Below are 19,638 nucleotides of genomic sequence, written 5' to 3'. Positions count from 1 at the left end.
GATGAACACCGTACATGTCGAACTTGAGGTCATTCCGGATCAAAGCCAAAGCCTGATTTTTCTGGAACATGGCTGGCCTGATCCCCTGTGCCGTTGGCACGCCCATAAGGAATGCGAATTGCATCTGATCGTCGCTTCGACAGGGCGGTCCTACATCGGCGACTATATCGGGGATTTCGCAGCCGGGGACCTGTTTCTGATCGGCCCGCATTTGCCGCATAACTGGGTTACGGACGAGGTCTGGATAGATCCCATCGCGACCCGCGACCTTGTGATTCAGTTCGACCAGGACCGCGTGCTTGGCCTGATGTCATCGTTCCCGGAATTCGATGGTCTGCAGCAATTGTTGAATGAAGCGGCGTCGGGTCTGCAATTCAGCGGTTTTGATATTCAAGATGCACAACGGCGCTTCTTGCAAATACGCGACGTTTCGGGCCCGCAAAAGATCATCGCCTTTTTTGACTTTCTTCTTGCGCTGGCCGCCCACAAAGATCGCCATATGCTATCGGCGCAACAGCTATATCATGAAAAACGCAGCAAAACGCAGGAACGCATCTGCGATGTCGTTGATCATGTGTCGCGCAATTTCAGCGATCCGATCTCATTGGACGAGGCGGCGGACATCGCCGGCATGAGCCCCACCGCCTTTGCCCGAAATTTTCAGAAAACGACAGGCAGTCGTTTCAATGAATTCGTCACCAAGGTGCGCATCGGCCAAGCCTGTTCGATGCTGCAGGCGACAGACACCAACATCGCAACGATTTGTCACGATGTGGGCTTTCGAAACCTCGCCAATTTCAACCGGCATTTTCTGAAGGTGAAAGCGATGACGCCATCGGCCTACCGCGGCAAAGCACGCGCCGATTTGGGAGGTGAGATGTGACGGGACATCGGCTGAAAAGCACCACCTATGACCGGACGCAGTGTGATATCGGGATCGTGCATATCGGCTTTGGCGCGTTTCACCGCGCGCATCAGGCCGTCTATATCGACGATTACATGCAGGCGACTGGCGATCTGCGCTGGGGCATCGCCGCCGTCAATCTGCGCGCGTCCGAGTCCGCAGCATTCCGGCAAGCTGCTATGGGTCGCGACGGTTATCTCTTGAAAGCCATTTCCCCGGACGGTGAGGCAGAGTTTCGGTCGGTGCGTTCGCATGTCGCGTTTTTCGATGCTGCGCAGGACATGAACGGTGCCTTGGACCTGTTCACCCGTGCAAGCGTCAAAGCCGCAACGATTACCGTTACCGAAAGCGGTTATGCCTTCACCGATGACTGGCGTCTCGACCTGGCGGCTCCGGCCATCGCGACCGAGATCGATGGCGGCCCGGTCAAGACGATCTATGGCTACCTCACGCAGGGTTTGGCATGGCGTGCGGCGCAACTGGATACCCCGATTAGCTTGATGTGCTGCGACAACATCCGCAGCAACGGGAAGGTCCTGAAAGGCGCGCTGCTGTCCTACATGACCGCGTTGGGCAAGGCCGATCTTGCCGATTGGACGCGCAAGAATGTCTCTTTCCCGTGTTCGATGGTGGATCGCATCACGCCCCGCAGCACACCGGCCCTGCGGGCCGAGGTCGATGCGATCTGGCCGGGCGAAGGCGCCGCCGCGATCCATGCCGAAGATTTCCTGCAATGGGTGTTGGAAGACGAATTCGCCGCCGACATGCCTGATCTGGGCCGCGCTGGGGTGCAGATCGTCAAAGATGTCCTGCCCTATGAAGAGGCCAAAATTCGCATTCTCAACGGCGGACATACGGGTCTTGCCTATTTGGGCGCATTGGCTGGACATGTGACCTTTGACGCGGCGATGCGCGACGCGGCCCCGCGCAAACATTTTGAAACCTGGGAGCGGGACGAAGTTTTGCCCGGCCTTGGCGATGACATCCCGTTCGATACCAGCGCCTATCTGGATGAAATCGCCCGGCGCTTTGAAAATCCGGGCATCGCCGATCAACTCGAACGGATCTGCATGGACGGCTACTCCAAGATGGGCATCTTCATTCGTCCCACGCTAGAGGCTTGTCTGAGCAAAGGGATCACGCCAAGGGCCGGGTACGATTGTGCGGCGTCATGGGTCGTCTATGCCCGCAAAGTCCAGGCTAATACGACAACTATCCCTTATCATGACCCGTTTTGGGACACGCTTGTGCCAATGCTGGCGAAAGGGCAGGAAACGGATATCGCCCAAGATTCCAGCCTATGGGGGGATCTTCCCCAACGTTTTGATACCTTCGTGCCCGATCTCGTGGCTGCAATTCATCGAATGGAAGACCAATGGCAGGACTGACACTTCGCAATATCGCCAAGGAATATGGCACCACCCGCGTCATCGAGGATATCAACCTCGATATCGATGATGGCGAATTCGTCGTCTTCGTCGGTCCATCCGGCTGTGGCAAATCCACCCTCTTGCGCATGATCGCAGGGCTTGAGGATATCTCGGGCGGGCACCTGACCATCGGCGGCAAGGAAATGAACGATATAGCCCCGGCTAAGCGCGGCGTCGCGATGGTGTTCCAGACTTACGCGCTGTATCCGCATATGAGCGTCTACAAGAACATGGCGTTCGGGTTGAAGCAGGCCAAGATGCCGCAACCTGAAATCGATGAACGGGTGCGGGCCGCCGCGCAAATCCTCGATATCACACCATTGCTGGAGCGCACGCCGCGCGCCTTGTCAGGCGGGCAGCGGCAACGGGTGGCCATCGGGCGGGCTATCGTCCGCGAACCGGACGTGTTTCTGTTCGACGAACCGCTGTCGAACCTCGACGCTGCCTTGCGGGTCCAGACCCGGATCGAGATCGCGCGGTTGCACGAACGCCTTGGCACGACGATGATTTACGTCACCCACGACCAGGTCGAGGCCATGACGCTGGCGGACAAGATCGTCGTCCTGCGCGGTGGGAATATCGAACAGGTCGGTAGGCCGATCGACCTTTACAACCGTCCGGATAACATGTTCGTCGCCGGTTTCATCGGCAGTCCCAAGATGAACTTTTTCAACACGTCAGACCTGACCACCGATGGTGCGGCGCTTTTGCAGGGTCAGGCCGATACCCTTGGCATGCGACCCGAACATCTGCTGCCCGCCACCGATGGGGCGCTTGTGATCGCGATCCCCGACCTGATCGAAAATCTGGGTGAATATGCATTGGTGCACTGCCAAACGGCGTCCGGCACCGGGTTCATCGCAAAGACGACCGATATGGATCGGTTCCAAAAAGGGGTTGAAATCGGCCTGACGGCGGATCCCGCGCGGATGCATTTCTTCAACGACGAAACAGGGTTGCGTATCGCGCGGTGACTATCCGCGCGGAGATGCAATGCGATTGCTCGCCAAATCACCATCAAACGATCAGTTATCTGTTCAAAGCAACAGAGCCTACCACCCCATCTTCATTCCCGCCGGCATCGGTGCCGACACCGACATAAGTCGTCACAAAAAACTCGCCCTCGGGTCCTGTAAGACTTCCTGCAAGATTTCCGCTCACCGACCGTGGTTTGTCGTCAAAATCAATGTCTCCGGTGTAGTTCACGCTTATTCGGTAAAAGCTGCCTGACCTCCGAATAGAACCATCGCGAAATGTTAGACTACCTTCAGTCGCGCCGTTGGGAATGCTGTGGAAATTACCGGCCGCACCGTTCACGCTTGCATCTTGGAAATCAATATCCAAATACGCCTGACCCAAGAGCGTTGGCACGTCGGACTCCTGTATACTCATGAACATGATACCCTCATATGTAGTGCTACCGACGGTCGGGACGTTTTCGAATGGTGTAATCGATGCGCCTTCGCGTTCTTCGGCAAGTTCAAATGCAACGTCGAGGATTTCGGCGTGGCTGTTCAGATCAAAACGTGAAACAGGCGCATCAGAGCTGCCGCCTCCGCCACAGGAAGCCAAAAAACTGACACTTAGGACAACCGTGAGGCGGTGGGTGACACTGAATACTCTCATGTATTTCAAACCTTTCATGATTTAATTTGATCGATAATTACCTTCCGCACCAATGTATACATAAAATCGGTGATAGATGAGGTCGCGAATCTGCCAGGTTGAGTTCTTGGCAAAACGGTTCAATCCACAGAAGTAATATCTTGACGAACAATCGCGAGATTAAACCCGTGGCTCGCGGATCAGCGACCCGGCACCGTGGTCGGTGAACAACTCCAACAAACAGGCGTTCGGCGCTCGCCCGTCGAGGATGACGACAGCGCGGACGCCTTCGTTCATCGCGGCAAGTGCGGTTTCCGTTTTTGGGATCATGCCGCCGCCGATGGTGCCATCGGCGATCAGCTCGGGGATTTTACCCGGCGCAATCTCAGTCAAAACCTGACCTGATTTATCCTTCACCCCCGCCACATCCGTCAGCAGCAACAAGCGGTCGGCCTTGAGCGCGCCCGCGATCGCGCCCGCCGCCGTATCGCCGTTGATGTTGAACGTCTCGCCGTTCCGCCCCATGCCAAGCGGTGCGATGACCGGGATCGCGCGCGCCGCGTGCAGGTCGCGCAGGATCGTTGGATCAACCTCTGACGGTGTGCCGACGAAACCCAGCGCCGGATCCGTCTGATCGCAGATCATCAGGTTGGCGTCCTTACCGGACAGCCCTACCGCCTTGCCGCCCTCTTCGCTGATCGCCTGCACCAGCCGGTTGTTCACCTGACCAGAGAGCACCATCTCGACCACGTTCATCGTGGCGTCGTCGGTGACCCGTTTGCCGTTCACAAAGTCAGACTTGATCTCCAGCTTTGCCAGCATTTCGTTGATCATCGGCCCGCCGCCATGGACCACAACCGGGTTCAATCCCACCTGCCGCATCAGCACAACGTCGCGGGCAAAGCTGCGCATCGCTTCGTCACTGCCCATGGCGTGACCACCCAGCTTGATCACTACCGTGGCACCAGCATAGCGCTGCATGTAGGGCAAGGCCTGGCTGAGCGTCTTAGCGGTCGCGATCCAGTCACGGTTCATGTCGTCGTCCCTTGTCTTCATGCGATCCCGGCGATCACCGCGCGCAATGTCGCGATCCCTTCGTTCTTTTCCGACGATGTCAGGATCAGTTCGGGAAAGGCCGCCGGATGCTTGGCCAGCGCCACGCGGGTCTTGTCCAACGCCTCGGTCAGGGCCCTGCCCTTGATCTTGTCGGTCTTGGTCATGACGACCTGAAAGGTGACCGCGGATTTGTCGAGGAGTGTCATGATCTCTTCATCCACCGCCTTTGCCCCGTGCCGCGCGTCGATCAGGACGAACACGCGGCGCAGGGTCTGGCGGCCCGATAAGTATTGCTTGAGCAGACGCTGCCATTTTTCCACCACGGCCACCGGCGCATTGGCAAAGCCATAGCCGGGCAGGTCGACCACATAGATATCACCTGCGGTGAAAAAGTTGATCTCTTGCGTCCGCCCCGGCGTGTTCGACGCGCGGGCGAGCCCCTTGCGCCCGGTCAGCGCGTTGATCAGGGATGACTTCCCCACGTTGGACCGCCCGGCAAAACATACCTCCACCCTGTCCGCAGGCGGCAGACCGTTCATGGCGACGACGCCTTTCAGGAATTCCGTTTCACCCGCAAACAGCTTGCGGCCTTTTTCGAGGCTCGCGTCGTCGGGCGTTTCGACTTCGGGAAAGCGCAGTTCCATCTTCAGATCACCTTCACCGCATCACCCATCGCAACGCGCCCACCTTTGGTGACTGTCGCATTGACGCCAAAATTCTCATGATCCCAGCCTTCACGCAACACGGCCAGCGTATCGGTATCGCGCAAGCCGGTACGTGGGTTGGCCATCGTGTGTTTGCAGCGTTGGATCGGCTCTTCGACATGCAGCAGTGCGTCCCCGATCTGCACATCGTGCCCGACCCATTCGAACTCTTCCCACGGGGCGGTGCCCTCAAGCCAGATATTCCCGCGCCAGCGCTCCATCTCCAACGGGCGCCCCAAACGATCTGCCACAGCCCTATGGCTTGCCTCTGTCATGATGGACACGGTGGGATAGTTGCTGTCGGTCAGGCCGACCGGGGCCGTGACCAGACCGGTTGGTTGAAAACTCTCACCTGCGCAAAGTGGCGCGACCCACGCCAGAAACCGATCTGCCTCGGTCTCGGGATCAAAGCCAATCTCGCCCAGATCGTCATGGCGCAGGGTCAGCCGCCCGGCCGCGTCGTCCAGTTCCGCCCAGATCCCCGCCAGCGCGGGCGTCCGCACCCCGATCATGAAGTTCGCGCAAGACACCCAGCTGCCGTCAAACTTCGTCCGCTCGTGGGTCACTGCCCAATGCCGGTCCCAGGGCATCGTCTGACCCGCGACCAACTCGACCTTCTCAATCCGCTCGCGCCCATGGCTTTTGATCGGATGACGCCACAGGGCCACGACGCGGATCATCTACTTGTCCTTCGACTTGTCCAGCTGAACCGTTTTCTTGCGCTTCACGCTTTGTTTGATGTTGCCGAAGACATCCGGCTTGGCGCCATGGCTGCGCATGATGAAGTATTGCTGGGCAAAGGTGATGATGTTGTTCGCGATCCAGTAGATCACGAGGCCCGAGGCGAACGACCCAAGCATGAACATGAACACCCACGGCATCCACGCAAAGATCATTTGCTGTGTCGGATCGGTCGGGGCTGGGTTCAGCTTTTGCTGCAGCCACATCGACACGCCCAACAGGATCGGCAGGATGCCGATAAAGATCAGGGCGAGGATCGACCCGGGCGTCGGCGCCGCATAGGGCAACAGGCCAAAGAGATTAAAGATCGAGGACGGGTCCGGCGCACTCAGATCGCGAATCCAGCCGAACCACGGGGCGTGGCGCAACTCAATCGTGACGAAAATCACCTTATAAAGCGAGAAAAAGATCGGGATCTGCAGCAGGATCGGCAAACAGCCCGCAGCCGGATTCACCTTGTTGTCCTTATACAGCTTCATCATGCCTTGCTGCATCGCTTGCCGGTCATCGCCCGACTTTTCCTTGAGCGCCTCCATCTCGGGCTGCAGTTCTTTCATCTTGGCCATCGAAACGTAGGATTTATAGGCCAACGGCAGCACCAGCGCCTTGAGGAACACGGTCAGCGCGATAATCGCCCAACCCATATTGCCGATGACTAGGTTCAGGTAATGCAAGACGGCAAAGATCGGTTTGGTCAGGAAAAAGAACCAGCCCCAGTCGATACTGTCGAGAAAACCGCCCACACCACCTTCGTTCTGGTAGTGGCGGATCGCTTCCCATTCCTTTGCACCGGCGAAGAAACGGGTGGTGACAGTGGCGCTTTGACCTGCGGCGACATCCTGTTGCGGCATCAGCGTTTCGGCCTGATAGATGTCGCGGTTCGCCACATGGCGGACGGTCGCGCGGAAGGGGGCCGTCTGATCGGGAATCAGGGTCGTCATCCAATAGTGATCTGTCCAGCCGATCCAGCCACTTTCGGTGACTTCAACCTGGCCTTCGGGGCTGCTTTGGCCGTAGTCGACAATGTCGTCATAGTCGATCTCGGCCAGTTCGCCGTCAGCCATCCGCACAAGACCCTCGTGCAGGATGAAGAAATTCTTCATGTCATCGGGTTCGGTATAGCGGCGGATCAGGCCATAGGGATGCGATGAAATCGCACTATCGCCATTGTTGATGAGCGTCTGTTCAAAGCTGAACATGAACTCATCATCCATCGAAATCGTGGTCTGAAAGACCTGGCCCTGACCATTATCCCATTCCAGCGTGATGGGCGTTTCGGGCGTCAGTGTCTCACCCTCTGCCAGCGTCCATTCGGTCGTGTCGTTCGGGGTCACGCCGGCCTCACCAGTCCAGCCGAACAGCGCGATATAGGCCTCGGGTTCTCCCACCGGGCGCATCAGGTCGACGATCGGGGCGTCCTCTTCGACCGTTTCGCGGTAATTCTTCAGCGACAGATCGTCGACACGACCACCCAAAAGCGAGATCGAGCCGGTCAGGCTGTCGCTTTCGATCGCAACACGCGGTGCCTCTGCCGCCGGTTCGGGCGCGACCGTATTCGGTGTCGCCGTGCTCGTCGGCGTGCCTGCCTCTGGCACGACACCTTCATCACTTGCCGATATCGTGGCCGGGTCGGTCGCATCCTCTGGCAGCGGCTCGGGCGGGAACATCACCGTCCAGAGCATGATCACGGCAAAACTCAGCGCTGTCGCCAGGATCAGGTTCTTGTTCTGGTCGTCCATATGATACCACCCATATCGGTCAAAAAGTCTGGGGGGTGTTCAACCTCCCAAGGGCCAAAAGGTCAAGGCGTTTCACTTGATATAGGGGCAAATGACGTTGTGATGAGGGGGCCAGGATCGAAATATGAAGGTTTCAGGACAACCTGCTTGGTTCGGTTGTGGCTGCATCTTGTCAAGGCGTCACCGACCGGCTAGCGAAGACCCATGTTGATTGTGTCGGCCATCTGTTTTGTTGCGCTCATCATTCTTGCGATTATCGGCGAGGGTATCTTGCCGATATACGGCGGAGATGAACAGCTTGCCGCGCGCGGCTCCAAAGCCAGTTTCGCTTTGCTGGGTGGTATCGCATTTGCATTCGCGCAACCCGCGATCTGGGGTTTCTTCGCCGATACGCTGCAGCGTTTGGTCGCGCGTGGCGACACAAAGTCACCCTTTGCCGATACGGTATTGCAGCCGGGGCTAAAGTCGAACATGCAGGTCGTCGGCATGGTGTTATGTGCGTTGTTCGCGCTGGCCACTTTGTTCTTATCTTTCCAGCTTTGGCGTGGTCGTTTGTAAGCCTTGATCAGATTTTCCAGTAACCAGTTTCGCCAGTTCGAGGTGGCCAAACGAAAGGGTTTCTATGATGCCCTGCGGCGCGATTTGCGTGCCTTCATGGCCAAAACCGACCCAAGCCTGTCGGAAGACCGTGTCGATACGCGGATCACGCAGGCATTCCAGACATGCGCGGATAACGGGTTTCGGACCGAAAAACAGATTACGCGCCTTTGCTATATTCTCGTCACTTTTCCGCGGGATTATCCGGTCCGAGCGAAATATGTTTGGATCGACAAAATGATCAAAGCCAACGCCTCTGCCGATGTGCGGCTTGACCGGATCACGGCGTCGATCAAGGCCGGAGCGTCATCGACATGACCGACGTCATCGAAATTCAGAAGGGCGATACCCTGACCCATATCGCCCGTGATCGCGGAACGTCCGTGGACCATCTGGCGACCACCAACGGGATTTCGAACCCCGACCTGATCTATGCAGGTGACCCATTGGTCGTGCCCAGCCGTCCTGTGGGGCCTGCCGCGATGTCAACGGCGCCCGCCCAACCGGTTGGACCATCGACGCCTGACACCGGCGCACCCGCAGTGCCGACGGCCGAGACAGCGCCGCAAACACCTGAAACACCCGCGCAACCCGAAGCCCCTGCACCCGGTGCGCCACCTGCGGCGCAAGAGGGCGTTGAAGAGGGTGAGAAGGCCGCTGAAGAAAAGTCTGACGAAGAACCGGGCAACGTGGTCTGCAACTGCCCCGCCGACAATATCGACGACGGCAAGCCCCCCATTGTCCGCGCGGGCGGTGACGAAAATGTCGATGTCATTTACGCCGAAGGCGACGCCAACGCCGAGGCGGCTGGCGCTTTGGGCCATGTGGATGCGCAGGCCGAGGTCGGTGCCGTTCGCATGGAGCATGCAGGCACGTTCGGTGACAATCCCGTCGGTGGCTCCCATAACCTGGATGTGGCGACCGCTGGCGCCAAATTCGAAGGCGGGATCGTCAATGGGGCTGGCCTGCAGGCGCAGGCCGATGCGAACGCGATCAAGCAAAGCGGATCGGTTTTCCTCGGCTCGGACGAGAACAACCCGCTGGCCGAGGCTGGCGGCGAATATGCGCTTGGATCGGCTGAGGCCAAGGCCAATGCGCTGTTGGGCAATGACGGGACACGGCGCGGCGTTGCGCTGGGCGGTGGCTTGCAGGCGGCAGCGGCCAAAGGAGATGTTTCTGGTGAAATCAACATTCCGATCCCGTTCACCGATTGGACGATCGGCGGTCGCGCCAAGGTTGGCGGCTCTGCCGGGGCGGTGGGTCTGGGTGGCAACGTTCAGGCGTTGCAAGACCTCGACACGGGGCGCTTCCATCTCGGGGCGGCTGGCGAAGCGGCGCTGCTCCTCGGGCTTGGTCTCGATATCGACCTGAGTATCGGCCCGGCCTACACCGATCGCGATCGGCCCGGTGGATGATAAAGGACGTCACCCGATGAACGATATTACCTTGCTGACCAGCCCCACCCGGGATCGACAAACGATCGAAGCGACGTATCTGGACGCGATCGTGCGCGATGACGTCTTTGCAGCTGGCGCCTTTCAGATGGCGCTGCCCAAGTTGTGGACTGTGGACACATTCGGCGCAGACAATATGCCCAGCGGGGAAAAACCTGTCATCGAACTGGCCCGGGCCCGCCCCGGTGTGCCAGATGCGTTCGGGGCTACGCATGATGCGATCGTGCAGGTTTGGTCGGCGAAGCTGCCACGGGTCATGAACGGCTCTGACTGGTTGTGGCGCTGGGCGGCAACGCAGGGCTACGTCATCCATGCCTTGCGAGAGCTGCCCACGAAAAACGGCATCATGGGCGATGCTGTGCTGACATCCGAAAAAACCGGACGGTTGCACCGTATGGTGACCATGAAAGATGGTGATCTGATCTTCCTTGTCGATGGCTCTGTCGATCCCAGGGGTGCACCGCAGGACCCGAATTTGCAGGAAATCGCGTTACTCGCCGCCATGCGTTTCAAACTGCTGTCCCCGTCCGGGACCCGCTATGCCGAACCGATGTCCGAAGAAACGGTGACAAGCACGCTCGGGCAAATCGGGTTTTTTCTGCCGCAAAGCTGGAATCGGCAAACCGCCGGTGAGGCACCCGAACAGGGTGCTGTCAGCAGCTATGTCACGAAACTGGGTGATGCCGTCGCCGGTACGCTTGTTGTGGCGCTGGGCGGCTATGATACGACCGCCCAACAGCTTGAAGACACGCTTATCGCCAAACTCGAAAACCAAGGGCAAAATTTTGGCCCGGCGACCAAAACGCTCGAGGCCGACAAGCAGGGATACCGGTTTTCGACCTGGCGCCGGGAAGGAACGGTCAGCGGCCAAGGCGATGTCCAACTGCTCACGATGCGCGGCAGTTTCGATGGCTTGCCGGTATCGATCGCAATGCTGACCGCCGTGCCGCAAACCGCATTCGAAAGCTATGCGGTCAACCGGCGCGTTTTCGAAATCGTGGTCGAAAGCCATGCCATTGGTTTGTTGTAAGCCACTACCTTTGCGTTGCGCATGTCGTCTGAAACGGGACATGCATATCAAACCCAATCAGGTCCGCCGGACAAAAAACCGCTACTACCAGACTGCTTTGGTCGGTGACGTCCCATTGATGCCCATATTCCGGCCTAAACCAGTGCCGATATGATTGCGATTATCCGGACCGGAGCATCATGAAACCAGCGAAAGACGGATCATTCAGCGGCAACTTTGTTCTGGTTGTTGTGACGATCGCTTTTGCTATCGGCGTGATCCCCATGGTCAAAATCGCCTTTGGGCCGGTCTTTATGACGATCACATCCAGTGACTGGCGGCAGGTCGATGCCGTTGTCTTGTCCAGTGTCCTCGACCAGCCGGATCGCAGACAATACCGGGTCAAGGCGCGCTATACCTATGATTGGGATGGTGACAGCTACGTCGCGGATCGGGTGTTCTTTGATGACATGGTCGGCGTGCGCCGAACCTATTATGCAAATGTCATTCGGACATTGCTAAGGCATAGCTCGCGTGACAATCCAATCCCGGTATGGGTTGACCCCGACAATCCAAACAGCGCCGTGATCTATCGCCATATCCGTTGGGACAAACTTGCTGGGAATATGTCGCTGTTCGGGATCTGGGCGCTGGTGACGACCGGGCTTGTCGGTGCATGTATTGCAACAGTTCGCGGCGAACCTGAGAAAAATGATGGCAAGCCAGCCGACGAAGCGACCGAATACGACATTGAAATATCCGATGATTAAGGCGCAGATGACCTTTAGGCGTCGCGTTCCAATCCCGCGAAGTCGAACAGCTTGGGGTCCAGCAAATGTGAGGGCCGCGCGTTCATCAGCGCGCGGAACATCACCTGTCGCCTGCCGGGGCTGTTTTTTTCCCAACCGTCGAGGATCAGTTTCACCTGTTGGCGTTGCAAACCATCCTGTGACCCGCACAAATCGCACGGGATAATCGGATAGTTCATCGCTTTGGCGAATTTCTCGCAATCCACCTCGGCCACATGGGCGAGGGGGCGATAGACGAACAGGTCGCCCTCTTCGTTCACCAGCTTCGGCGGCATCGTCGCCAGCCGTCCGCCGTGGAACAGGTTCATGAAAAACGTTTCGAGGATGTCGTCTCGGTGATGGCCCAGCACGACAGCGGAACACCCCTCCTCACGCGCGATCCGATAAAGATTCCCGCGCCGCAGCCGCGAACACAGCGCGCAAAAGGTGCGGCCCTCGGGCACCTTGTCCATGACGATGGAATAGGTGTCCTGATATTCGATCCGGTGCGGCACGCCCATCTTTTCCAGAAATTCCGGCAGGACCGTCGCGGGAAAGCCCGGCTGGCCCTGGTCGAGATTGCAGGCGATCAATTCGACCGGCAGCAGACCGCGCCATTTCAGTTCGTAAAGCGCCGCCAGCAGCGTATAGCTGTCCTTCCCGCCGGACAGACAGACCAGCCACTTTGTGTCCCGCTCGATCATCCCGTATTGCTCGATCGCCTCGCGCGCCTGCCGCACGATGCGCTTGCGCAGCTTTTTGAACTCCGTCGTCGACGGGGCCCCGTGGAAAAGCGGATGGATGTCTGTATCGTCAAGCATATGCGATGCCCTACCGTGCACGGGGCGCGCCGCCAAGAGGGTTGATGATGCTGAAACGTTACGATGGTCCTGCCGCACGGCAAAATCCTTATCCGGACGGGCCTGCGAAAATCACCGATTTTCGTTACGACACCGCGCTTGTCCTGCTGCGGCTGCGCGACGCGCCGCGGATGCGGAACGGGGAGGATGCGGATTACATCGTCGGACGGACCTATCAGGTGTCATGGCGCGACGCGGATCAGGTCTGGCATCCGCTGGTCACACCGCCGGGCCTGCTGACGGACCTTACCAGCGTCCCCAGGCTGTTCAGATTTCTCGTCGGGCGGGTCGGACCATGGCTCGAGGCGGCTATCGTGCACGACTACCTCTACATCGCGTGGCAGGACATCGACGGGCGCGGTGCGCGGGATGCGGATCGTCGTTTCGCCGATGATCTGATGCTGGCGGCGATGAATGCCGCCCGGGTGGCGCTTTGGCGGCGCTGGGCGATCTTTGCGGCTCTCAGGGTCTTTGGAGGGGCAGGGTATCGGCGACGGTCGCGCCAACGCTTTGTCGACGTGACCGACGCCCAGATCATGGACCAAATCCCGCCGTTACCGCCTGCCCGCCGGTAAATGCGGACCGTCATGTCTGGCAGATGTCTGACAAGCGATTTGCCCCCGTTCCGTGGCGCGCTAGCTGGCCGATCAATGAAAAGGAAAACTCATGCGCCTGCTTCTGATACTCGGTTTCGCCCTGCTGACCGCCTGCACCGGCAAACCGTCTTTCAACGACCCCAGCTTCAGCGACCGTAAGCTGAATCTGGAAGAGTTTTTCGACGGTGAACTGGTCGCCTACGGCCAATTTCAGGACATCCTCGGCACCGTCCGGCGCAGTTTCGAGGTGACGATCAATGGTGACTGGGACGGCGAACGACTGCGCTTGGTCGAAGACTTCGTTTACGAAGACGGATCAACCGAACAGCGCATCTGGACACTTAGAAAAACGGGGCCGGATAGTTGGGTCGGCACAGCCCCCGGTGTGATCGGACAGGCCACTGGTCAGGAACAGGACAACCGATTCAACTGGGTCTACACGATCGATCTGCCGATCCCTTCAGCAACGGGCGAGACCGAAAGGATGCGGGTCAGTTTCGATGACTGGATGTGGTTGTTGTCCGAGGATCGGTTGCTCAATCAGGCTTATGTCAAACGGTTCGGATTTGATATCGGGTTGGTGACAATATCGTTCGAGAAGCTTTGAGGCGAAATTTATCTAGTCAGGCACGTTGTCCACGCCTGATCCGCCCCAGGGATGGCATCGCCCGATCCGGCGGATTGTGAGCCACGTTCCCTTGACGCCCCCATGCTTCTCCAGCGCCTCCAGCGCGTAGGCCGAACAGGTGGGATGAAACCGGCAGCCATGCCCGACCCAAGGTGAGCCGATCAGGCGATAGGCGCGAACAGGCAGGGCGACGATATGGGCGAGGGGGCTCATTTGTGGACCTGATCCAAGGCGCGTTTGAAATCGGTCAGTAACGTATCAAAGGACAGGGCTGCCGTCACATCCTTGCGTCCGACCAGTACGTAATCCCAACCTTCGTAGCCATGTTCAGGCAAGACCAGTCGCGCGACTTCGCGCAATCGCCGTTTGGCACGGTTACGGGCGACGGCGTTGCCCACCTTTTTCGAACAGGTGAAACCGACGCGGATGCCGTCCGCCTCACCTTCCGCTCTTTGCCTTGCCTGAAGATGGATGCCGGGCGTCCCGCATCGCCGCCCTTGGGCTGTGCGCAGGAAGTCGGCGCGCTTTTTGAGAACCTCCACGCAAACGGAAACCGCCGGTGTGCCCTCGGGCCCCACCGGCGGTTCCAAAACGGTCAACAGCTTGGGCGCGCTTATGCGCTCAGCTTGGCACGGCCTTTTGCGCGGCGTGCGTTCAGGATCTTGCGCCCGGCCTTTGTGGCCATGCGTGCGCGGAACCCGTGGCGGTTCTTGCGAACCCGGTTGGATGGTTGGAACGTGCGCTTCATCGCGTGCTCTCCGGTTGATTGCGGCCAAACCCATCGGGGATTCGAAGCCAATAAATATGTCAGAGCCGTCGTTTAGAGCGGCATATCCGCTGTGTCAACGTGGATGACGGCGCTTTCCTGCAACATTTGTCGTCAAAAGCGCCGCTCAAATGTTACAAGTTTCGTGATCAGACCCCGCGAAACTGAAACAACCCGGTCGCTTTACATCAATGGGGCGTGAGGTGGGTATCGTTGTCAACCGCTTGCCGTCATCTAACGGTCAACGCAACGCCACCGCTCACAGGACCCGAAAGATGACCGAGATGACAGAAAAGCCCGCCAACCCGCTTTTACGCAATTTGCCCTTGCTGACGATCATCGTGGTCGCGGTGCTGGGCGCCATATACCTGCGCGATTATCTGTCGTTTCAGGCCCTTTCAGAGAACCGCGAAGCGCTGATCGCCTTTCGCGACGACAACTATATCCTGACGGCGCTGATTTTTATCCTCGCCTATGTGGTGATCGTTGCATTTTCGCTGCCGGGTGCCACCATCGCCACGCTGACCGGTGGGTTCCTGTTCGCCACTTTCCCCGGCGCGCTGTTCAACATTACAGGCGCGACGCTAGGGGCCATCGGTATCTTCATGGCAGCCCGCTGGGGTCTGGGTGAGAAACTCGCCGCCAAGATGGAAAGCTCGGAAGGGGCCGTGAAGAAGATCAAGGAAGGCATCGACAACAACCAGTGGGAGATGCTGTTTCTGATCCGTCTGGTGCCAGCCGTTCCGTTCTTTGTGGCGAATCTTGTCCCTGCCTTGGTCGGCGTCCCGCTGTTCCGCTTCGCCGTGTCAACCTTCATCGGAATCATCCCGGGCGCGGTCGTCTACACCTCTGTTGGCGCTGGTCTGGGCGAGGTCTTCGCACGTGGTGAAACGCCAAACCTTGGCATCATCTTCGAACCGGCCATCCTGTTGCCGATCCTCGGCCTCTGCGCCCTGGCCGCGCTTCCCATCGTCATCAAGGCCGTGCGCGGCAAGAAAGGTCTGTAAGTCATGAACCGGATCAAGACAGATATCTGCATCATCGGCGGCGGCTCCGGTGGCTTGTCGATTGCAGCCGGTGCCGTTCAGATGGGGGCCAAGGTGGTCCTGCTGGAAGGGCACAAGATGGGCGGCGATTGCCTGAACTATGGTTGCGTCCCGTCCAAGGCGCTGATCGCCTCGGCCAAGCAGGCCTATGCCATGTCCCACGGGGAAAGCCTTGGTGTGGGCGAGGTGGAGCCGACGATCGATTATGCTGCGGCCAAGGACCACGTGCATGACGTGATCGCCACTATCGCCCCTGTCGACAGCGTCGAGCGGTTCGAAGGGCTAGGCGTACACGTGATCGAAGAATACGGTACTTTCATCTCAAAAACCGAAATGCAGGCAGGCGACAACATCATCGAAGCGCGCCGTTTCGTCGTCGCCACGGGCTCTGGCCCATTCGTGCCGCCAATCCCCGGTCTGGAGGATGTCCCGCACTACACCAACGAAAATATCTTCGACCTGCGCGAAAAGCCAAAGCATCTGATCGTGATCGGCGGTGGCCCTATCGGCATGGAAATGGCGCAGGCCCATCGGCGTCTGGGATGCGAAGTGACCGTCATCGAAGGCATGAAGGCCTTTGGCAAAGACGATCCCGAAATGGCCGCTATCGTACTGGACAAGCTGAAAGGCGAAGGGATCGACATCGTCGAAGACGCCCAAGCCGAGAAGATCAGCGGCAAAGAGGGCGAGATTACGGTTCATACACCAAAGGGCGATTTCACCGGCTCCCATCTGCTCATCGCAGTTGGGCGAAAGGTGAATATCGACAAGCTGGATCTTGAGACAGGCGGGATCGCCCATGACCGAAGCGGGGTGAAAGTCGGGCCCGACCTGCGCTCGACGACCAACAAAAAGGTCTACGCAGCGGGCGACGTGGCCGGTGGCCTGCAATTCACACATGTCGCCGGTTATCACGCGGGCGTCCTCATCCGTTCCATGCTGTTCGGCCTGCCATCGAAACAACGCACCGACCACATCCCATGGGCCACCTATACCGATCCCGAACTGGCTCAGGTCGGCCTGACCGAGGCGCAGGCGAAGAAGAAACATGGGCCCAAGCTCGAGGTCGTCCGGTTCGAATACCATCACAACGACCGGGCCATCGCTGAACGGAAAACCACCGGTTTGATCAAGGTGATGGTCGTCAAAGGCCGCCCCGTCGGAGCCTCGATCGCCGGTCATCTGGCCGGTGAACTGATCGGCATGTGGGCTATGGCCATCGCAAACAACCTCAAGATGTCTGCCATCGCCAACACCGTTCTGCCCTATCCGACCATCAGCGAGGTTAACAAACGCGCCGCAGGTGCCTATTTTAGCCCAAGACTTTTTGAAAGCGATACGGTCAAGCGCGTCGTCGGCTTTGTCCAGCGCTGGATACCGTAAGTGAAGCGAGAATAGATGTTCAACTCTCTCTCAGGCCGGTTTCTGATCCTCACGGTGATTTTCGTGATGCTGGCCGAGGTCCTGATCTTCGTGCCCTCCATCGCGCGTTTCCGCGAGGATTACCTGCTGGCACGGCTCGAGAGGGCACAGATCGCATCGCTGGCGCTGGAAGCCGACGATATGATCAGCCCGGAACTGGAGGCCGAACTGCTGACCAATGCCGAGGTGTACAACGTGGTGCTCCGCCGCGACGAGATCCGGCAACTGGCGCTGTCATCCCCGATTCCGTCACCGATCACCGCCAGCTACGACATGCGCGACCCTTCTGGCATGACGCTAATCGCCGATGCGTTGCGCACGCTGATCAACCCGGAAGAGCGGATCATTCGCGTCCTTGGCAACCCCGTTCGCGAAGGGGGATTACTGATCGAGGTCACGATGGACGAGATGCCCCTGCGGTCGGCCATGCTGGAATACGGGCGGAACATCCTGATCCTGTCGGCCTTCATCTCGATCACGACGGCTGTCCTGTTGTTTCTTGCGGTGCAAATTCTTTTGGTGCGTCCGATCAAGGGCGTCGTATCCCACATGAAGTCTTATGCGAAAGCGCCGGAAGACGCCCGACAGATCATCACGCCGACTGCGGGGGTAAAGGAACTGCGCGATGCGGAAGAGTCGCTGCAGATGATGCAAACGCAACTGACAGGGGCGCTGAAACAGAAGGAACGGTTGGCCCAGTTAGGCGGGGCGGTGGCCAAGGTAAGCCACGACCTGCGGAACATCCTGACCTCGGCCCAGCTCTTTACCGACCGCATCGAAAGCTCTGACGATCCACTGGTAAAACGGATGGCGCCGAAACTCGTGAACTCGATCACCCGCGCGGTCAACCTTTGCGAAACGACGCTCGCCTTCGGTCGCGTCGAAGAACCCGCCCCGCGTCTGAACCGGATCAATATCGGCAACCTCGTCAGCGAAGTCATCGAAGCCGAACGGCTGGCCGTCGGCGATTATGACCTGTCGTTTTCCGAAGACATTCCTGCCACGATGACCATCCGCGCCGATGGCGAACAATTGTTCCGTGTCCTGTTTAATCTGATCCGCAATGCACGCCAAGCCGTCATGGCCACGGGCCAACCCGGCGAGATCGCGGTGCGCGCGGAAGAAAATGATGAGGCATGGTGCCTGACCATCACCGACACCGGCCCCGGCCTGCCGCCCAAAGCGCAGGAACACCTGTTCCAGCCGTTTCAGGGCGGGGTACGCAAGGGGGGATCTGGCCTCGGCCTTGTGATCTCCGCCGACCTGATCCGGGGACATGGCGGTCGGTTGGAACTGCAACGCACGGACGAGACCGGGACGGCCTTCGCGATCCAACTGCCCAAACAGGACGTCGCCCTTGCCCCCGCGGCAGAGTAGCGAAACCCCGGCATTTCGCACTTGCATCACAGGACGGCTGTCGCTAAATGACACGGCACGCGGATTGGTAGCTCAGCTGGATAGAGTACCTGACTACGAATCAGGGGGTCGGGGGTTCGAATCCTCCCCAGTCCGCCACTACTTTCAAAAATGTTAAGCGACACATAGTTCGTCCTCTGGCGACGCATAGCTTTTCCATTTCGCGGTTTTTCTTCTGGTTTTCGCGTCTCATGTATTCCGTGTACTCCGTTTCCCAGTGAAAAAATTGGGGGTGATTTGAAGGTCAGAAGCCGTAGGCGCCCGTTCCTGCAAATCTGCCACGTGGCGAACGCGGGAGGGGGCGAGGCAATGCTATTCGACAGGGTGGTGCGGCCCGCAGGCATCGCCGAGGACACGGCCCTGTCTAATGGGATTGCCCGAGGGGGAGGGCCGCGCCCTCACCCTTTTCTTGGTGGCCCAGCGTTGTGGACGGCCCCAAGCTGCCCTTCGATAGCCCGCTCGGATGCCGCCCTGAGGCTCGCCTAAGTTGCCATTCGCTGCGATTGCAAAATCGGGGAACCAGGTTAACTTAGTTTGACCCGGGCTTACGCCAGTAGCTAGAGCGGTAGATTGAAATGGGCTCACCGCAATATTTCCACGTACGGAATTCCCAGAATCCTGTCGAACCGTCTAGGCGTTCCTTCGTGGATTTGTGGGCTTTGTCGTATACGCTCTTTGTGACAAAGGTTGAGTACTCTCCTTCACGTATGTCGCTCAGCTTTGCCGCAAGATTCGGAGCTCTTCCAATAGAAATCTGAGGTGCCCCTAGATTTGTAGACGCTTTGCCCCCTAACTTTGAGGCGAGGAGGCCGACATGGGGACAAGCAATTACAGCGACGATTTCAAGCGGGATGCGGTGCATCAGATCACGGTGCGG

At 58.6% G+C, this 19,638-nt stretch carries 22 protein-coding genes and 1 tRNA gene; 14 read left to right on the top strand and 9 right to left on the bottom strand.

The window, feature by feature from the left end:
• Nucleotide 1 precedes the first annotated feature (1 nt).
• The 3 genes from V8J85_RS17635 to V8J85_RS17625 are packed head-to-tail and all read left to right on the top strand — an operon-like array spanning nucleotide 2 to nucleotide 3,308.
• Nucleotides 2-883 carry an AraC family transcriptional regulator gene (locus tag V8J85_RS17635; RefSeq protein WP_339955091.1) on the top strand — a complete coding sequence of 294 codons (882 nt, stop codon included), beginning with the start codon at nucleotides 2-4 and terminating at the stop codon, nucleotides 881-883.
• Nucleotides 880-2,292 (top strand): mannitol dehydrogenase family protein, encoded by a 1,413-nt coding sequence (locus V8J85_RS17630; protein WP_339955090.1) that lies wholly within the window; start codon nucleotides 880-882, stop codon nucleotides 2,290-2,292. The genes V8J85_RS17635 and V8J85_RS17630 overlap by 4 nt, the downstream gene beginning before the upstream one ends.
• Nucleotides 2,280-3,308, top strand: a complete 1,029-nt coding sequence (locus V8J85_RS17625; RefSeq protein ID WP_339955089.1) for an ABC transporter ATP-binding protein — start codon at nucleotides 2,280-2,282, stop codon at nucleotides 3,306-3,308. Before V8J85_RS17630 ends, V8J85_RS17625 begins: the two co-directional genes overlap by 13 nt.
• Nucleotides 3,309-3,363: 55 nt before the next feature.
• Here V8J85_RS17625 and V8J85_RS17620 read toward each other — a convergent pair whose 3' ends face one another.
• The 5 genes from V8J85_RS17620 to yidC all read right to left on the bottom strand — a co-directional run bounded on the left by V8J85_RS17620 (nucleotide 3,364) and on the right by yidC (nucleotide 8,179).
• Nucleotides 3,364-3,978: a hypothetical protein gene (locus tag V8J85_RS17620; RefSeq protein ID WP_339955088.1), complete on the bottom strand. Its 615-nt coding sequence runs from the start codon at nucleotides 3,976-3,978 to the stop codon at nucleotides 3,364-3,366.
• A gap of 141 nt (nucleotides 3,979-4,119) precedes the next feature.
• Nucleotides 4,120-4,974 (bottom strand): acetylglutamate kinase, encoded by an 855-nt coding sequence (gene argB / locus V8J85_RS17615; protein ID WP_339955087.1) that lies wholly within the window; start codon nucleotides 4,972-4,974, stop codon nucleotides 4,120-4,122.
• A 17-nt stretch (nucleotides 4,975-4,991) separates the two neighbouring features.
• Entirely contained in the window at nucleotides 4,992-5,639 is a 648-nt protein-coding gene (gene yihA, locus V8J85_RS17610) for a ribosome biogenesis GTP-binding protein YihA/YsxC (RefSeq protein ID WP_339955086.1), read from the bottom strand.
• Nucleotides 5,640-5,641: 2 nt separating this feature from the next.
• Entirely contained in the window at nucleotides 5,642-6,379 is a 738-nt protein-coding gene (locus V8J85_RS17605; RefSeq protein ID WP_339955085.1) for an MOSC domain-containing protein, read from the bottom strand.
• On the bottom strand, nucleotides 6,380-8,179 hold the full coding sequence (gene yidC, locus V8J85_RS17600; RefSeq protein ID WP_339955084.1) for a membrane protein insertase YidC: 1,800 nt from the start codon (nucleotides 8,177-8,179) through the stop codon (nucleotides 6,380-6,382).
• Nucleotides 8,180-8,383: 204 nt separating this feature from the next.
• Here yidC and V8J85_RS17595 point away from each other — a divergent pair, with 204 nt between their 5' ends.
• The 5 genes from V8J85_RS17595 to V8J85_RS17575 all read left to right on the top strand — a co-directional run bounded on the left by V8J85_RS17595 (nucleotide 8,384) and on the right by V8J85_RS17575 (nucleotide 12,009).
• Nucleotides 8,384-8,737, top strand: coding sequence for a hypothetical protein (locus V8J85_RS17595; protein ID WP_339955083.1), 354 nt, complete (start codon nucleotides 8,384-8,386; stop codon nucleotides 8,735-8,737).
• A gap of 3 nt (nucleotides 8,738-8,740) precedes the next feature.
• Nucleotides 8,741-9,094 carry a hypothetical protein gene (locus V8J85_RS17590; RefSeq protein WP_339955082.1) on the top strand — a complete coding sequence of 118 codons (354 nt, stop codon included), beginning with the start codon at nucleotides 8,741-8,743 and terminating at the stop codon, nucleotides 9,092-9,094.
• A complete protein-coding gene (locus V8J85_RS17585; RefSeq protein ID WP_339955081.1) occupies nucleotides 9,091-10,191 on the top strand; it encodes a LysM peptidoglycan-binding domain-containing protein in 1,101 nt (366 codons plus the stop codon). Before V8J85_RS17590 ends, V8J85_RS17585 begins: the two co-directional genes overlap by 4 nt.
• Before the next feature lie 16 nt (nucleotides 10,192-10,207).
• Nucleotides 10,208-11,260, top strand: a complete 1,053-nt coding sequence (locus V8J85_RS17580; RefSeq protein ID WP_339955080.1) for a hypothetical protein — start codon at nucleotides 10,208-10,210, stop codon at nucleotides 11,258-11,260.
• Between the two features lie 179 nt (nucleotides 11,261-11,439).
• A complete protein-coding gene (locus V8J85_RS17575; RefSeq protein WP_339955079.1) occupies nucleotides 11,440-12,009 on the top strand; it encodes a DUF3592 domain-containing protein in 570 nt (189 codons plus the stop codon).
• Between the two features lie 14 nt (nucleotides 12,010-12,023).
• Here V8J85_RS17575 and ttcA read toward each other — a convergent pair whose 3' ends face one another.
• Entirely contained in the window at nucleotides 12,024-12,848 is an 825-nt protein-coding gene (gene ttcA, locus V8J85_RS17570; RefSeq protein ID WP_339955078.1) for a tRNA 2-thiocytidine(32) synthetase TtcA, read from the bottom strand.
• A 44-nt stretch (nucleotides 12,849-12,892) separates the two neighbouring features.
• Here ttcA and V8J85_RS17565 point away from each other — a divergent pair, with 44 nt between their 5' ends.
• Together V8J85_RS17565 and V8J85_RS17560 are read left to right on the top strand one after the other, a co-directional pair.
• Entirely contained in the window at nucleotides 12,893-13,462 is a 570-nt protein-coding gene (locus V8J85_RS17565; protein WP_339955077.1) for a DUF1353 domain-containing protein, read from the top strand.
• 91 nt (nucleotides 13,463-13,553) lie between these two features.
• Nucleotides 13,554-14,090, top strand: a complete 537-nt coding sequence (locus tag V8J85_RS17560) for a DUF3833 family protein (RefSeq protein WP_339955076.1) — start codon at nucleotides 13,554-13,556, stop codon at nucleotides 14,088-14,090.
• Nucleotides 14,091-14,102: 12 nt separating this feature from the next.
• Here the strand turns inward: V8J85_RS17560 and yidD are convergent, their stop codons facing one another.
• Genes yidD through rpmH form a run of 3 tightly spaced genes read right to left on the bottom strand, consistent with a single transcriptional unit; the run spans nucleotide 14,103 to nucleotide 14,859 of the window.
• Complete coding sequence (yidD, locus tag V8J85_RS17555; protein ID WP_339955075.1) at nucleotides 14,103-14,324, bottom strand: membrane protein insertion efficiency factor YidD; 222 nt, start codon at nucleotides 14,322-14,324, stop codon at nucleotides 14,103-14,105.
• Nucleotides 14,321-14,710 (bottom strand): ribonuclease P protein component, encoded by a 390-nt coding sequence (gene rnpA, locus V8J85_RS17550; protein ID WP_339955074.1) that lies wholly within the window; start codon nucleotides 14,708-14,710, stop codon nucleotides 14,321-14,323. Before rnpA ends, yidD begins: the two co-directional genes overlap by 4 nt.
• 14 nt (nucleotides 14,711-14,724) lie before the next feature.
• On the bottom strand, nucleotides 14,725-14,859 hold the full coding sequence (rpmH, locus tag V8J85_RS17545) for a 50S ribosomal protein L34 (RefSeq protein ID WP_007204042.1): 135 nt from the start codon (nucleotides 14,857-14,859) through the stop codon (nucleotides 14,725-14,727).
• A gap of 302 nt (nucleotides 14,860-15,161) precedes the next feature.
• On the opposite strand from rpmH, the gene V8J85_RS17540 reads away from it, so the two are divergent.
• From V8J85_RS17540 to V8J85_RS17525, 4 genes are all read left to right on the top strand, one after another.
• On the top strand, nucleotides 15,162-15,884 hold the full coding sequence (locus V8J85_RS17540) for a TVP38/TMEM64 family protein (protein ID WP_445285925.1): 723 nt from the start codon (nucleotides 15,162-15,164) through the stop codon (nucleotides 15,882-15,884).
• 3 nt (nucleotides 15,885-15,887) lie between these two features.
• Nucleotides 15,888-17,306 carry a dihydrolipoyl dehydrogenase family protein gene (locus V8J85_RS17535; RefSeq protein ID WP_339955072.1) on the top strand — a complete coding sequence of 473 codons (1,419 nt, stop codon included), beginning with the start codon at nucleotides 15,888-15,890 and terminating at the stop codon, nucleotides 17,304-17,306.
• A 15-nt stretch (nucleotides 17,307-17,321) separates the two neighbouring features.
• Entirely contained in the window at nucleotides 17,322-18,722 is a 1,401-nt protein-coding gene (locus V8J85_RS17530) for a sensor histidine kinase (RefSeq protein ID WP_339955071.1), read from the top strand.
• Nucleotides 18,723-18,783: 61 nt separating this feature from the next.
• Nucleotides 18,784-18,860, top strand: a tRNA-Arg gene (locus V8J85_RS17525).
• The last annotated feature ends 778 nt before the right edge of the window (nucleotides 18,861-19,638 follow it).

It is taken from the genome of Yoonia sp. 2307UL14-13, from assembly GCF_037572755.1.
Lineage (GTDB): Bacteria > Pseudomonadota > Alphaproteobacteria > Rhodobacterales > Rhodobacteraceae > Yoonia.
Note: the sequence above shows the minus strand (reverse complement) of the source record. Positions and strands in the feature narration are given on the sequence as shown.

What these genes read in the sequence shown, in the direction of transcription:
- argB (WP_339955087.1), bottom strand. Translation starts at nt 4,974, where the DNA reads ATGAACCGTGACTGGATCGCGACCGCTAAGACGCTCAGCCAGGCCTTG.
- V8J85_RS17540 (WP_445285925.1), top strand. Translation starts at nt 15,162, where the DNA reads ATGACAGAAAAGCCCGCCAACCCGCTTTTACGCAATTTGCCCTTGCTG.
- ttcA (WP_339955078.1), bottom strand. Translation starts at nt 12,848, where the DNA reads ATGCTTGACGATACAGACATCCATCCGCTTTTCCACGGGGCCCCGTCG.
- V8J85_RS17560 (WP_339955076.1), top strand. Translation starts at nt 13,554, where the DNA reads ATGCGCCTGCTTCTGATACTCGGTTTCGCCCTGCTGACCGCCTGCACC.
- V8J85_RS17565 (WP_339955077.1), top strand. Translation starts at nt 12,893, where the DNA reads ATGATGCTGAAACGTTACGATGGTCCTGCCGCACGGCAAAATCCTTAT.
- yidD (WP_339955075.1), bottom strand. Translation starts at nt 14,324, where the DNA reads ATGAGCCCCCTCGCCCATATCGTCGCCCTGCCTGTTCGCGCCTATCGC.
- V8J85_RS17585 (WP_339955081.1), top strand. Translation starts at nt 9,091, where the DNA reads ATGACCGACGTCATCGAAATTCAGAAGGGCGATACCCTGACCCATATC.
- V8J85_RS17620 (WP_339955088.1), bottom strand. Translation starts at nt 3,978, where the DNA reads ATGAAAGGTTTGAAATACATGAGAGTATTCAGTGTCACCCACCGCCTC.
- rpmH (WP_007204042.1), bottom strand. Translation starts at nt 14,859, where the DNA reads ATGAAGCGCACGTTCCAACCATCCAACCGGGTTCGCAAGAACCGCCAC.
- V8J85_RS17635 (WP_339955091.1), top strand. Translation starts at nt 2, where the DNA reads ATGAACACCGTACATGTCGAACTTGAGGTCATTCCGGATCAAAGCCAA.
- yihA (WP_339955086.1), bottom strand. Translation starts at nt 5,639, where the DNA reads ATGGAACTGCGCTTTCCCGAAGTCGAAACGCCCGACGACGCGAGCCTC.
- V8J85_RS17530 (WP_339955071.1), top strand. Translation starts at nt 17,322, where the DNA reads ATGTTCAACTCTCTCTCAGGCCGGTTTCTGATCCTCACGGTGATTTTC.
- V8J85_RS17605 (WP_339955085.1), bottom strand. Translation starts at nt 6,379, where the DNA reads ATGATCCGCGTCGTGGCCCTGTGGCGTCATCCGATCAAAAGCCATGGG.
- yidC (WP_339955084.1), bottom strand. Translation starts at nt 8,179, where the DNA reads ATGGACGACCAGAACAAGAACCTGATCCTGGCGACAGCGCTGAGTTTT.
- V8J85_RS17625 (WP_339955089.1), top strand. Translation starts at nt 2,280, where the DNA reads ATGGCAGGACTGACACTTCGCAATATCGCCAAGGAATATGGCACCACC.
- V8J85_RS17580 (WP_339955080.1), top strand. Translation starts at nt 10,208, where the DNA reads ATGAACGATATTACCTTGCTGACCAGCCCCACCCGGGATCGACAAACG.
- V8J85_RS17535 (WP_339955072.1), top strand. Translation starts at nt 15,888, where the DNA reads ATGAACCGGATCAAGACAGATATCTGCATCATCGGCGGCGGCTCCGGT.
- V8J85_RS17595 (WP_339955083.1), top strand. Translation starts at nt 8,384, where the DNA reads ATGTTGATTGTGTCGGCCATCTGTTTTGTTGCGCTCATCATTCTTGCG.
- V8J85_RS17575 (WP_339955079.1), top strand. Translation starts at nt 11,440, where the DNA reads ATGAAACCAGCGAAAGACGGATCATTCAGCGGCAACTTTGTTCTGGTT.